At 56.4% G+C, this 12,269-nt stretch carries 11 protein-coding genes and 2 pseudogenes; 4 read left to right on the top strand and 9 right to left on the bottom strand.

The window, feature by feature from the left end:
• Window positions 1–354: 354 nt before the first annotated feature.
• Window positions 355–566, bottom strand: a pseudogene (locus G6L28_RS23150) (acyl-CoA dehydrogenase); the annotation flags it as partial.
• The gene (locus G6L28_RS18740) at window positions 563–1,450 is read right to left on the bottom strand and encodes an ABC transporter ATP-binding protein (RefSeq protein WP_174065434.1); all 888 of its coding nucleotides are present in this window, start codon (window positions 1,448–1,450) and stop codon (window positions 563–565) included. The gene G6L28_RS18740 and the pseudogene G6L28_RS23150, both read right to left, overlap by 4 nt.
• A 146-nt stretch (window positions 1,451–1,596) precedes the next feature.
• On the opposite strand from G6L28_RS18740, the pseudogene G6L28_RS18735 reads away from it, so the two are divergent.
• A pseudogene (locus G6L28_RS18735) lies at window positions 1,597–1,857 on the top strand (ABC transporter permease subunit); the annotation flags it as partial.
• Between the two features lie 22 nt (window positions 1,858–1,879).
• Window positions 1,880–2,950 (top strand): LLM class flavin-dependent oxidoreductase, encoded by a 1,071-nt coding sequence (locus tag G6L28_RS18730; protein ID WP_174065426.1) that lies wholly within the window; start codon window positions 1,880–1,882, stop codon window positions 2,948–2,950.
• A gap of 91 nt (window positions 2,951–3,041) precedes the next feature.
• On the opposite strand, the gene G6L28_RS18725 is transcribed toward G6L28_RS18730, so the two are convergent.
• A complete protein-coding gene (locus G6L28_RS18725) occupies window positions 3,042–3,539 on the bottom strand; it encodes a hypothetical protein (protein ID WP_174065424.1) in 498 nt (165 codons plus the stop codon).
• Window positions 3,540–3,670: 131 nt separating this feature from the next.
• Here G6L28_RS18725 and G6L28_RS18720 point away from each other — a divergent pair, with 131 nt between their 5' ends.
• Window positions 3,671–4,336 carry a response regulator transcription factor gene (locus G6L28_RS18720; RefSeq protein WP_174065422.1) on the top strand — a complete coding sequence of 222 codons (666 nt, stop codon included), beginning with the start codon at window positions 3,671–3,673 and terminating at the stop codon, window positions 4,334–4,336.
• A gap of 26 nt (window positions 4,337–4,362) precedes the next feature.
• Here G6L28_RS18720 and G6L28_RS22940 read toward each other — a convergent pair whose 3' ends face one another.
• The gene (locus G6L28_RS22940; protein WP_234902643.1) at window positions 4,363–4,617 is read right to left on the bottom strand and encodes a hypothetical protein; all 255 of its coding nucleotides are present in this window, start codon (window positions 4,615–4,617) and stop codon (window positions 4,363–4,365) included.
• A gap of 165 nt (window positions 4,618–4,782) precedes the next feature.
• On the opposite strand from G6L28_RS22940, the gene G6L28_RS18715 reads away from it, so the two are divergent.
• Window positions 4,783–5,688 carry a sensor histidine kinase gene (locus G6L28_RS18715; RefSeq protein ID WP_234902642.1) on the top strand — a complete coding sequence of 302 codons (906 nt, stop codon included), beginning with the start codon at window positions 4,783–4,785 and terminating at the stop codon, window positions 5,686–5,688.
• A gap of 294 nt (window positions 5,689–5,982) precedes the next feature.
• Here G6L28_RS18715 and G6L28_RS18710 read toward each other — a convergent pair whose 3' ends face one another.
• From G6L28_RS18710 to G6L28_RS18690, 5 genes are all read right to left on the bottom strand, one after another.
• On the bottom strand, window positions 5,983–7,986 hold the full coding sequence (locus G6L28_RS18710) for an aldo/keto reductase (protein WP_174065418.1): 2,004 nt from the start codon (window positions 7,984–7,986) through the stop codon (window positions 5,983–5,985).
• Window positions 7,987–8,017: 31 nt separating this feature from the next.
• A complete protein-coding gene (locus G6L28_RS18705) occupies window positions 8,018–9,103 on the bottom strand; it encodes an ABC transporter ATP-binding protein (RefSeq protein ID WP_174065416.1) in 1,086 nt (361 codons plus the stop codon).
• A gap of 15 nt (window positions 9,104–9,118) precedes the next feature.
• On the bottom strand, window positions 9,119–9,955 hold the full coding sequence (locus G6L28_RS18700; protein WP_174065415.1) for a carbohydrate ABC transporter permease: 837 nt from the start codon (window positions 9,953–9,955) through the stop codon (window positions 9,119–9,121).
• Window positions 9,952–10,812, bottom strand: coding sequence for a carbohydrate ABC transporter permease (locus tag G6L28_RS18695; RefSeq protein ID WP_174065413.1), 861 nt, complete (start codon window positions 10,810–10,812; stop codon window positions 9,952–9,954). Before G6L28_RS18695 ends, G6L28_RS18700 begins: the two co-directional genes overlap by 4 nt.
• Window positions 10,813–10,906: 94 nt before the next feature.
• Window positions 10,907–12,181, bottom strand: coding sequence for an ABC transporter substrate-binding protein (locus G6L28_RS18690; protein ID WP_174065411.1), 1,275 nt, complete (start codon window positions 12,179–12,181; stop codon window positions 10,907–10,909).
• Window positions 12,182–12,269 lie beyond the last annotated feature (88 nt).

Genomic DNA, 12,269 nt, shown 5'->3' with positions numbered 1-12,269 from the left:
ACTTCAACGCGCTGACGCCAATGATGGTGGCGGCATAATCGAGGCGGAAATCCACTTAGCGAAACGCCCGAAACTGTTCAAACAAACTGAGCCACCTCTCTCGATACAGGGTTGCGGAACCAGAGACCGGAATTCTGTCTGTTCGTGCAGGTCTGAATTTTGGTGTTGAAAGCGCCGATTGGAACTGGAGGAATTTGGGCGATGTAAACTTCCCCCAAGTTTTATCCATTTTTCAGTTTGCTCCAGCGGTTTTTAGCTGCTGTATTTTTTCGGCGGCAGCGGCAGGTCGCGGTGCGGAGCCATTTTGGCTGCGCAGCATCATGTCGCGGGTGGATTATATCGGCGAACTCGGTACATACCCGCTTTCCATCCGCAGTTCGTCTCAGCTGCGACAAGACCCAGCGGGCCCGACTTGAAAAGCGCCTCTAAATTCCCAGTAGCGAATTCGCCGCTCTTGTCGTGGCCCGCAGCCGTCAGACTACAATTTTCGTCCAGTCGGTTGCGACCGCAACAGGATAGGGCGGCTGCGCTGGCGCGTTCGAAACGGCGGAAGATACAACGCTCATGCCACCGCCCTCTCATTTGCCGTCACGAAACGGGCGTCGATCCATTCAGCAAGGTCGAAATCTTTTTCAAGGAAACCCCATTGATGCAGGAAATCCTTGTAGTGGCCGACAGCCGCCACGAGGTCTGCATCAAGCCCAAGGCCAAGGTGGCGGTGAACCTCTGCCCCGTTGGCGGCAAGCACCTGTTCCTCGCTTGCACCTGCCTCGCGCGCGATGAAACGACGGGTTGGGCGGGCGACATCGACGTCGATATCTTTCTGGATGCCACCATTTTTGGCGCCCATCATGTAAATCCTGTCACCAAGATAGAGCGCTTCGTCAATATCGTGAGTGACAAGCAGAAACGATATGCCGCGCTGCTCCACGAGCTTTAGGATCAGGTCCTGCAACTTCATGCGCGTAAACGCGTCCACCGCGCTAAACGGTTCATCCAACAGCAATATTCGGGGTTCTGTGTAAAGCGCGCGCGCAATCGCAACACGCTGTGCCATGCCCCCGGATAGCGCCTTCGGCAACGTGGCTGCATGCCCATCCAATCCGACATCCTCAATCAGTCGGTTGACCTTGGAAACATCGAAGCGGCGACCATCTGCATAGCCGATATTCTGCGCCACCGTCAGCCACGGCATCAACCGCGGCTCTTGGAACACAAAAGCAACGGGCGGAAATGACGATCTGCCATGATCCCGCTGTACATTGACCGAGACTTCTCCGGCAAAGCGCTGGTCGAGACCCGCGGCTATGCGCAGAAGCGTACTCTTGCCGCATCCGCTCGGCCCAAGCAGCACTGCAGCTTCGCCATCTTCAAGGTGAAGATGAATATCATTCAGGACAACGGTGTTCCCAAAGGATTTTTCGCGCACATCGATATCGAGAAGGCTCATGCAGTTTTCCCTTCAATCGAGGTCGAATATGTGTCTCGCCAGGACAGGCAGCGATATTCAATGAGTTTGAATACGCTATCTGAAATCTTGCCGAGCACGGCCAGGCAAATGATGGCGATCAACACGAGGTCGGGCCTTGAGAGCTCACGTCCATCCGCGAAGTCCTTGTGCCGGAAGCCCTTCCAGGCATCGTCGCGGGCTTCACCGTGACACTGGTGACCCTCATAGGTGCCTCCGCCATGGCGGGCGCCATTGGAGCGGGAGGCTTGGGCGATCTTGCCATCCGCTACGGTTATCAGCGCTTTGAAACCAACGTCATGATCGCCGTCGTCGTGGTCTTGATCGTCGTCGCTTGCGGCATTCAGTGGCTGGGCGACAGGATCGCCCAGAAGCTCGAGAGACACTGAGTATGACAATTAGGATAATGGCATGAGCGGCGCGAGCGAATTCCTCTGGTATATTCCGAACGATGTGAAAGCTGGCCACCGCGGAGACATTGCCTCGGCCGATCATAATAGCCTTGCCACACTTACGTCCCAGGCAAAGGCTCTGGAACAAAATGGCTGGAAAGGCGCGCTGATCGGTACCGGCTGGGGTCGTCCCGACACGTTCACAGTGGCCACAGCGATTGCTGCACAGACATCGACTTTCGAGCCACTGGCAGCAATTCGTCCAGGTTATTGGCAGCCAGCCCACTTTGCCTCGTCGGCTGCGACCCTCGATCAGCTCTCAGGGGGCCGTTTACGCATCAACATCGTCTCGGGTCAGGATAAACTCGCTGCCTATGGCGATAGCGAAGGCGATCAGGCCCAGCGTTATTCCCGGACCAAGGAATTCATGCGGCTTGTTCGTCTGCTTTGGACCGAAGAAGACGTGACTTTCGAGGGGCAGCACTTCCAGGTTACCAACTCAACCGCTCAGCCGCGCGTCACGATAAGGGAAGATCGTCACCACCCCAAACTCTACTTCGGCGGCGCGTCCGAAGCGGCTGAAAAGGTCGCTGCTACGGAGGCCGATGTCCAACTCTTCTGGGGTGAGCCGCTTCAATCGATACAGGAGCGGATTGAGCGTCTGAAAGAACTCGGCAAACGGCTTGACCGCGACCTGCCGCCACTCGAGTTCGGTTTACGCATCACGACGCTGGTGCGAAGCACGACCGCCGAAGCATGGCGCGACGCCGAAAATAAGGTCGCGGAGATGGCAAAAGGAGCCGGCGCTCGATGGAACGACCATTTGCAGTCCGTCGCGGTGGGCCAGCAGCGACTGTACGACCTGCAACATAGGGGCGACGTGCTGGACGATAATCTCTATACAGCTCCAGGCCGCGTTGGCGGCGGCGGAGCAGGTACGACCTGGCTCGTCGGATCAGCAGCAGATGTTGCTTCATCGCTTGAAAAATACCGTCAACTCGGAATTACCAGCTTTATCCTTTCGGACACACCTTACCTCACAGAAATCGAGCGACAGGGCCAACAGTTGCTCCCACTGCTGAAAGATTAGGGTGCACCCAATTGATTTGGAGCAGCCTTAAAGATTTGCTAGGAACGCCCAGCGTAAAGCCGGGCGTCCTTTGCTGTCTTTCAAAACTACCTCACTTCAAAAGATGCGTGAGGGGACCGTGCTCGGGACCGCGCGGTGGTTTGCCCGCAGGACCCAACTGGTCTGTCTTCCCATCCTCGTGAACGATATAGCTGCCGTGGAGGAAGCCGTTGTCGAAGCGGCCCTGGACAGTCACGACCTCATCCTGCTTGACGATCGTTCCGCCCTCGCCTTCCGGTCCGGTTTCGACCAGAGCACGTCCGCTATCGTCCTGAATAACGAATTTGTTGCCAAAGATTTCCGCGACTTTGCCTTTGACGCTTATCAGGCTATCCTCCGACATCGCGGAAATTGCGGTCGGCGCAAGCGGGGCAAGCTCAATCGAGGGACGCGTCAACTTCATTGCACCAGCGCCGCCTGCAACGCCGATGACCAGAAGGGTTAAGGCGCCGACCGCCAATGCAGCTGCGTGTCGCTTCTTCGGTTTCGGATGGACTTTGCGGGCTTCTTCTTCACGATGCGTAGCTTCGGTTTCAGGGGTGATGGACATTTCAGGTCTCCTTTGTTCGTGGAATGACCTTTTTTAGCAAGCGAGTACCGCCATCAGCCTGAACCAACTGGTTCAGCTTGAGTTAAGCGTAAGCATCATAAAAAGCACCGCCACCCGGAGTAAATGTCCTTATGCGTGTCCTCCTCGTCGAAGACGATAGCGACCTGTCCAGCCGCATTGCCAGCAGTCTCAAAAACGAAAACTTCGTGGTTGATGTTGCGCGTAATGGTGAAGACGGGCAGCACGCGGGCCTGACAGAAACCTTCGATGTCGCAGTCCTTGATCTCGGTCTCCCCAAGATCGACGGTGTCTCGGTTCTCTCGTCGTGGCGAGCAGCGGGCCGCGCGTTCCCGGTCCTGGTTCTGACCGCCCGCGATGGCTGGCCTGACAAGGTGGCGAGCTTCAAGGCAGGAGCAGACGACTTCCTGACCAAGCCCTTCAAGGTGGAGGAACTGGTGCTTCGGCTGCGCGCCCTTGTCCGTCGAGCCAACAATCATGCAAGTGCGAACGTCACCTGCGGTTCGATCGTCTTCAATGCACAGCTCGGCACGTTCGAGCAGGACGGCGTCCCCTTGAAGCTGACAGCGCTGGAATGGCGTGTGTTGTCGTGCCTGATCCTGCGTAAGGAAGTGGTCGTGGATCGAAGCGAATTGATGGAGCGGGTCTATGATGGCGACGCGGACGTGGATTCGAATTCACTTGAGGTCATCGTGGCAAGACTGCGCAGGAAGATCGGCTCCGACTTCATAGAAACGGTTCGGGGGCGTGGCTACATGTTGACCGCAGCCGCATCATGAAGTTCCGGTTTCGTCGTCAACCGAAATCAATAGCCGGACGCCTGATCGCATTCTCTATCGCCTTTGTCGGTTGCGCCATTCTTGTCGCATCCGTAATCCTCTGGTTCATCGTCGCAAGTGTCGTCCGCGAGCAAATCGATCAGCGGCTTGATACTCAAATCGAGGGTTTGAGGAGCGCTCTCACGATGACTGAGAGCGGCGCGTTTAGGCTTGATGCTCAGTCGGACGGGCCACCCTTCGATCGCCCTGGGTCTGGATGGTACTGGCAGATCAAGTCTCAAAATTCCAGCCTGTCTTCACGCTCCTCGGAGATTGATGATTTCAAGTTGCGCCGCCATTCGGACTGGCGCGAGCTTGCGTCGGGAAGGCCACGGCCAGACGAGGCCGAAGACGCTCGCGGCAGACCGCTCTATGTTCGAACATTGCAGACAATGATTGGCGGACAAATGATCCAGATCACGGCATCTGCGCCTCGGTCTGCATTAACCGAACCGGCGTTCCAATCACTGATGTGGCTGGTGCCGGCCATGCTGCTGCTCGGCATTAGCCTCGTGATCGGAACTTATCTTCAAGTGCGTTTTGGCCTTAAGCCACTCAACCGCCTGACGACGGACATTGGCGCAGTCACCAATGGGAGCAAAGCAAGCTTGTCGGATGTCAATGTTGAAGAACTGAAACCAGTCTCTGCCGAGATCAATCGCCTGATTGCACTGAATGCTCAGCGCTTGGAAAATACACGGGTTCAGTTTGCCAACATGGCCCATGGCCTCAAAACCCCCGTCGCAAGCCTGACGCTTGGCTTGACTGACAGAAATGATCCGGACGGCGGCCTGAGAGATCTGGTTCACCGCATCGATCGGCGAATTCGCCACCATCTCGCTGACGCACGCAAGTCCGCGGTCGCAGACTTCGCGGATCAAAATACTTCAGTGCGGTCGCGTCTCGACGATCTCATTCTTGTCTTGTCAAATGTCCATCGAGACAGAAATCTTTCCGTTCGCTGCGATGTTGACACCACGCTCAGCGTCCGCTGCGACCGCGACGATCTGGATGAGATACTCGGCAATCTTTTAGACAACGCCTTCAAATGGGCTGCGAACACGATCTTGGTTTCCGCGCAGCGAAAAGCTCAAACTGTTGAAATCTTGATCAGAGATGATGGCCCCGGCATATCCGAAGACAAGATCCAAACGGCTTTCCGTCCAGGGTTGCGACTGGATGAAAGTGTATCGGGAAGCGGCTTCGGTCTTGGAATTGCAAAGGAGATTACCGAGTTGTATGGCGGAACGGTCCTGCTGAAAAATATCAATGACGGGTTCGAGGCAGTCGTGACGTTACCTGCCTCAACTTAAATTTTGCCTCGCGTTTGATCGCGAGTATCCAATTAAAATGCTCTCGACTAGATCGTGACCATCCCTGGCAGTTCAAAAACTTCAGGAAGAGGCCCTTACAAACCGGTGTCGCCTGTAAATCCAAGCGGTCAGAGTTTATCCAGCATGAAACAGCTCACGAAACCCGAAATTATCATTTCCCAGGAGTGGCCCTCCTTCCACCACCAGACGCCCCTCTACCACCTCGCTACTCTTTGAGTTGGCAAGTCTGTAGCGTTTCGGCCGCGCGAACGCGGCCAATTATCGCGACCCTGATCAGGCTTCAAGCCACCGAAGCTGTTCGGGCGTAAGGTTGATGTCGAGCGCAGACAAGCTGTCCTCCAGTTCGGCAACGGTTCGTGGGCCGATCAGGGGAATGACAGGGAACGGCTGCGCGATAACATAGGCCAGAGCGATATGAATCGGATGACGGCCAAGCTCTTTTGCAAGTTCGAGCGCTCTGTCACGACGCTGGAAGTTGCGCTCTGAATACCAGACGCGGACCATCTCCTCGTCATCGTGCTTGTCACGTCCTGCCTTCTCGGTGAAGAAGCCTCGGCCCTGGCTTGACCAGGCGAAGTTGGGTATCTGCCGCTCCTTGGCCCATTCCTTCCAGGGCTCATCGGAGGCGGCCACGCATCCGGCCCAGATCGGATCCAGCATCTCGGCTAGCGAGAAATTGTTGGAGAGTGCGGCGGGTGCCGTCTTTCCGGTTTCCTGAGCGTAGGCGATTGCCTCATCCATTCGCTGTCTGGTCCAGTTGGAGCCTCCGAAAACGCCGCGGATGCGGCCGCGCTTCACCTCCGCATCCATCGCATCCACGAACTCACCGACCGGGACTTCGGTGTTATCGCGATGCATGAAATAGGCGTCCACATAGTCAGTTCTCATTCTGTCGAGCGTTTGATCAAGTTGCTTGGCGATGACATCTGGATAGCAGAGTGGCGAATGCGCACCCTTTCCGATCAGAACGATCTCTTCACGTGGCACTTGGCGGCTCGTATGCCAATCACCAAAGATCGTCTCCGTTTTGCCTCCAGCGTAAATGAAGGCCGTGTCGAAGAGATTGCCGCCTGCCTCGTAAAAGGCATCGAGGGTCAGCGATGCGGACGCGAAGTTCGGGAAAAACTCGAAGCCGAGGGCTACGACGGAAGCTGGCTTCGACAGCCCGGGAATCTGCCGTCTCGGCACGGAACTCCCCGCCACGACCTTGCCGCCAGCGACATTGAGCAATCGCTTTGTGGACGTTTCCACACCATATTCCAGCCCAACCGAAGCGCGCCACTGATCCATGACGCGGAGATTGCCGAGCGTGTCTGCCCAACTCATCCCCGGTGAATCGAATTCCGTTCTTCCAGCGCGGATCGCTTCTCCGGCGGCATCTACTTCAAAAGAGTAAAGCCAGCGCTCCTCGGCGACCTCCACCGTCTGCCGCTCCTTCCCTTTGACGATATCTATTTTGCCGATACCGCCCTTATGGCCGGACGCAAACCAGAAGTCTTCAACCTCGATACGCCCTTTCGAACCGATGATGCGCAGAACGTTGTCCTGATTGGCCATGATGGAGCAAGAAACTTCCGCAATTATATCGTTCGGGAACTTCAAAACGGCAGACGCCCACTCATCCACGCCGGATTGACCGAGATGGGCGACACCCGAAACCTTGATCGGCTCAGCGAAAGGCTGACCTGACGCCGCGCCTGCGATCAACCGTGCCATAGAAACCGGGTATCCACCGACATCCAGAATACCGCCGCCAGCAGAATCATTGGCAAACAGGCGGTGTTCCGGGCGAAAGCTTCCCATGTCGAAACCAAAGCTGGAGCGGATGATACGAACCTCTCCAATCACGCCATTTTTCACCAGCTCAACAATCTTTGATGTCTGCGGATGCAGGCGGTACATGTATGCCTCACCAGCGAAAACACCTGCCTTCTTCGCTTCGTGGAAGATCGCATCCGCATCGTAGGCGGAAAGTGCAATAGGTTTTTCCACCAGCACGTGCTTGCCGGCGCGAACCGCCTTGATGGCCCACTCGGCATGGCCCGTGTGCGGTGTAGCGATGTAGATGGCATCGACTTCAGGATCAGAAAGGAGCGCCTCATATCCATGAACGATGCGAGCACCCGGAAAGCCATCGGCGAGACCGGGTTTGGATGGATTGCGGGTAGCGATTGCCACCAGCTTTCCGGTGTTCGAATGCGCGATGCCTTCTGCGAAAGTTTTGGCGATCGTGCCGGGGCCAATAATGCCCCAGCGGATTGGTTCTTGGTCGGGCATGGTATCCTCACTGCTGGTCTTGGGAAAATAGTCAGCGCAGGCGCGTGCCGTCGCTGTCGAAAAGGAATGTTTTGTTTGCAGAAAGCGCGACGGTGAGCCGGTCCATCTTGCCGACGTGGCGCGATTCCGGGCGTTCAATGATCAGCGGAATTTGTCCCGCCATATGGGCATAGACGTAGCTGGTGTTTCCGAGATGCTCCGCAACATCGACCTCTACCGTCAGGTCCGCATCTGCGGTTCCGGCATCGCTGAAATGTTCCGGGCGAATGCCCAGCGTCACCGGCGCACCCTCACCCGGTCGCGCCGCAACCGGCAATGTCAGCCTAACGCCCGGATCATCGGTCAACGATACCGTCAAGCCGTCCGCTCCCTGCCCGATGACTGTTCCGGGCAGGAAGTTCATCTTTGGCGAGCCGACGAACCCGGCAACGAAGCGGTTGGCGGGATCGTCGTAAAGATCAAGCGGCGCACCCACCTGTTCGATATTGCCTGCCCGCAGCACCACGATCTTGTCCGCCAGCGTCATCGCTTCCGTCTGGTCGTGAGTGACGTAAATCATCGTTGTGCCGAGTTGCTTGTGAAGCTTTGAGATTTCCACCCGCATCTGGACGCGTAATTCGGCATCGAGGTTGGACAAAGGTTCATCGAACAGGAACACCTGCGGTTCGCGCACGATTGCGCGACCGATCGCAACACGCTGTCGCTGCCCGCCCGAAAGCTGCTTTGGCCTGCGTTGCATCAACTCGTTGATCTGCAGTATTTCGGCTGCCCGCCTGACGCGGCTTTCCGTGTCGGCCTTTGGGTTGCCATTCATGCGCAGACCGAAGGAAAGATTGTTCTCGACCGTCATATGCGGATAAAGCGCATAGGACTGAAACACCATCGCAATGCCCCGATCGGCGGGTTCGGCATCGTTAACGACAGTGCCGCCAATATCGATCTCACCGCCGCAAACATCTTCCAGCCCGGCGATCATCCGCAACAGCGTCGACTTTCCACAACCGGACGGGCCGACGAAGACGACGAATTCGCCGTCCGCTATTTCAAGATCGGCACCGTGAATAACCTCCAGCGCACCGTAACGTTTGACGACATTTTTGAGTGAAAGTCCCGCCATGCGGCCCCTCCCGGATTACTTGACGGCGCCGGCGGAAATGCCGGCGATGAAATGGCGCTGCAAAGCCACGAAGACGACGAGAATGGGCGCGGTCAGCAGCACTGCGCCTGCCATGATCCCACCCCATGAAACCTTGGTGAGACCGATCAGCGTGCCGAGCGCCACGGGTGCGGTCATCATGCCCGGGCGAGAATTGATGAGCAGCGGCCAGAGGTAGTTGTTCCACGATGCCAGAAACAGGATGATGGACAGGGCAGCCATGGTAGGGCGCGCAAGCGGAAGTGCGATACGCAGGAATATCTGCCACTCCGTTACGCCTTCCACGCGCGCCGCATCGAAAAGCTCTCCGGGCATCATGGAAAAGGATTGGCGCATGAACAGCACCCCGAGCGAATTGAAAAGCGGCGGCACGATGAGCGCGACCCATGTATTGGCCAGCTTGAATTCGCGCGCGACCATGATGAACTGCGGAATAACGACGACGGCGTAAGGTAGCGTAATTGTGCCAAGGATGATGGCCACCACTACGGAGCGTCCAGCGAACCGGTAGCGCGCCAACGCCCAGCCCGCCATTGATGTCAGAAACACGGAGAGGACGGTATAGATGACGGCAACCGTAATGGAGATGAACATCGCCCGAAGGAAATCCGTATCGGCCTGAAGATTGCGGAAGTTCTCCAGGAAATGCGTCGATGGGATCAGCTCGATATCAGGGCTGAAAATGCCGAAATCCGGCATGGTTGAGAAAACGAACATCATCCACAGTGGAAACAGCCAGATGATCGCAAGAGGCGTCAACGCTGCGTGAAGTGCGATCTTTTGCCAGAGAAGCGATCTGGATTTCGATTTCATTTCTGCTCCCTTCCAACCCAAAGATTGAACAGCGAGATGAAAATCGCCAACGCCGCAATCGTGTAGGCGATTGCCGAGGCATAGCCGAAGTTGAGCGAGGTGAAGCCTTGGCGATAAAGGAAAATACCAAGCGTTTCCGTACCTCCGCCCGGCCCGCCTCGATTGGTAATGAGGAACGGCTCGGTGAAGAGTTGCATCGTGCCGATGACCGAAAGCACGACGCAAAAGATGATGATTGGTTTGAGCAGCGGCAGCGTTATGTGGAAAAACTGCTGACGCTTGCTGACATTATCCAGCCTAGCAGCCTCATAGACATCACCCGGAATGGACTGCAGACCGGCCAGCATGATGATGGCGTTATAGCCTGCCCAGCGCCATGTCACGGCGATGATGATGAGAGTCATGGCGGCTGTTGCATTATCGAACCATGGTACCGGCGACAGACCAACCGCGGTAATCATTTTGTTGATAATACCGAAGTCCGCGCTGAACATCAGGCGGAACACAGCCGCATAGGCCACCTCGCCCACCACGACCGGCGCGAAGAACGCGAAGCGATAAAGCGGGCGCGCCTTCAGAAGCGGTGAGTTGAGCAACACTGCCATGACGGTGGCGAGCGCGATCATCACCGGAACCTGAATGACCAGGATAATCAGCGTATTATAAAGCGCATTGTAAAACGCCGGGTCGCCAATCAGGCGCCCCCAGTTCATGGAAGGGGCAAAGCGCCATGGATTGACCCGCGTGTTTTGAAACGACAGCAAAAACGAATTGATGATCGGCCATAGCCAGAATGTGGTGAAAATCAAAAGATAGGGCGCAAGAAACGCATAGGCGATCCTAGTCCGTAAAGGCATTACGACCTCCCGAAGCCAGATTGAAGATGATGCTCAATGCCGAGTGGTGTGGACGCCCCATTCCTGGGGCGCCCGGTCAACTTCGGCTGGGAGGTTACTCTGCGACAGGCAGTCCCGTTGCGGACTCGATCTGCTTTGCAGCGTCATCGAGCGCACTCTTGGCATCAGGATACCCGCCTGCCAGATATTTCGTCTGCGTGGCGCGGTAGATGCCTTCCGCATCCGACTGAAAAGCCGTGCCTCTGCTCGGCACGATCTTGGGCAAGGTCGCCAGAATATCGGTCCAGACAGCCTGTCCGCCCCAATAGGGTTGCGGTTCTTTCACGAACGGGTCTTTCTCAGCCGACAGAAGAGATGGCACGAGCCCGAAGGATTTGAGCATCGTGATCTGCCCTTCGGGCGTCGTCAGTGCGTAATCGACGAATTTCCAGGCAGCTTCCTTGTTTTCCGATACGGAACTGATGGCAAGCGAGGAACCTCCGAGATTAGCTGCGCGCGGTCCATCTGCCGTCACGCTTGGCATGGGATAGACACCCCATTTGCCCGAAAGATCGGGAGAGCCGGCCCGGATCGACCCTTCGTACCAGCCGCCATACATTTGGCTTGCCACCTTGCCTGCTGTGTTTGCCTGTATCTTTTCATCCCAGATTGCCGCGGTGATGATGCCGGCATCCTTCATCTGCTTCAGCTTTTCCAGCGTTGCCACGCAGGCGGGCTGACTGATGGTGATATTCTGGCCATCTGTCGAAAAGTAACCGCAGCCCTGCTCGTTGGCGATCATGCGGAACCATTCGCTATCGCCATTAAAGTCAGCCTGCGTCATCACCGTGCCGGGATTGGCTTCCATCACCTTCTTGCCTGCGGCAATGAAATCGTCCCACGTCTTGATGCTCGCCGGATCGACACCAGCCTTTTCGTAATAGTCGCGGCGATAGAAGACGGCGACCGGGCCGGAATCCCATGGCACGGCATAGGCAACGCCATCGACCTCCAGTTCCGTTCGCTTAAACTCAGGGAAAAGGGATTGTTTTTCAGGCGTGTAGCCAAGTTGTGTCACATCTGTGAAACAGTCCGGAAAGCGGCTCCAAAAGACTTCGGCCTCGAAATTTTCGACGGTAACGATATCCGGCAGGCCTTCGCCACCGGCGGCGCAAGCCGCTAGGGCTTTGTCGTAGACCTGATTGTTTCCAAGGTCCTGCACATCCACCTTGATGTCCGGGTACTGCTTGTTGAAACCTTCCAGTGTGGATTTCAAGGCGGATGCCGCGACATTCCAGCTCCAGACAGTTATGGTGGTGGATTGTGCGGCGGCGGGTACGGCAGCAAGCAAGGCAAGCGACACCGACACGCCCGCGAGTTTAAAGCACATTGAAAACCTCCCTTTTTCAATTGCCGTTCTTAAGCGAACATGTGCAGATTAGTGGCGTGACGAAATCTGTCTCGTAAAATGGGAACGT

This window comes from Agrobacterium larrymoorei (genome assembly GCF_013322225.1).
GTDB lineage: Bacteria > Pseudomonadota > Alphaproteobacteria > Rhizobiales > Rhizobiaceae > Agrobacterium > Agrobacterium larrymoorei_A.
The sequence above is the reverse complement of the archived record's forward strand: the minus strand, read 5'-3'. Positions and strand labels throughout refer to the sequence as shown.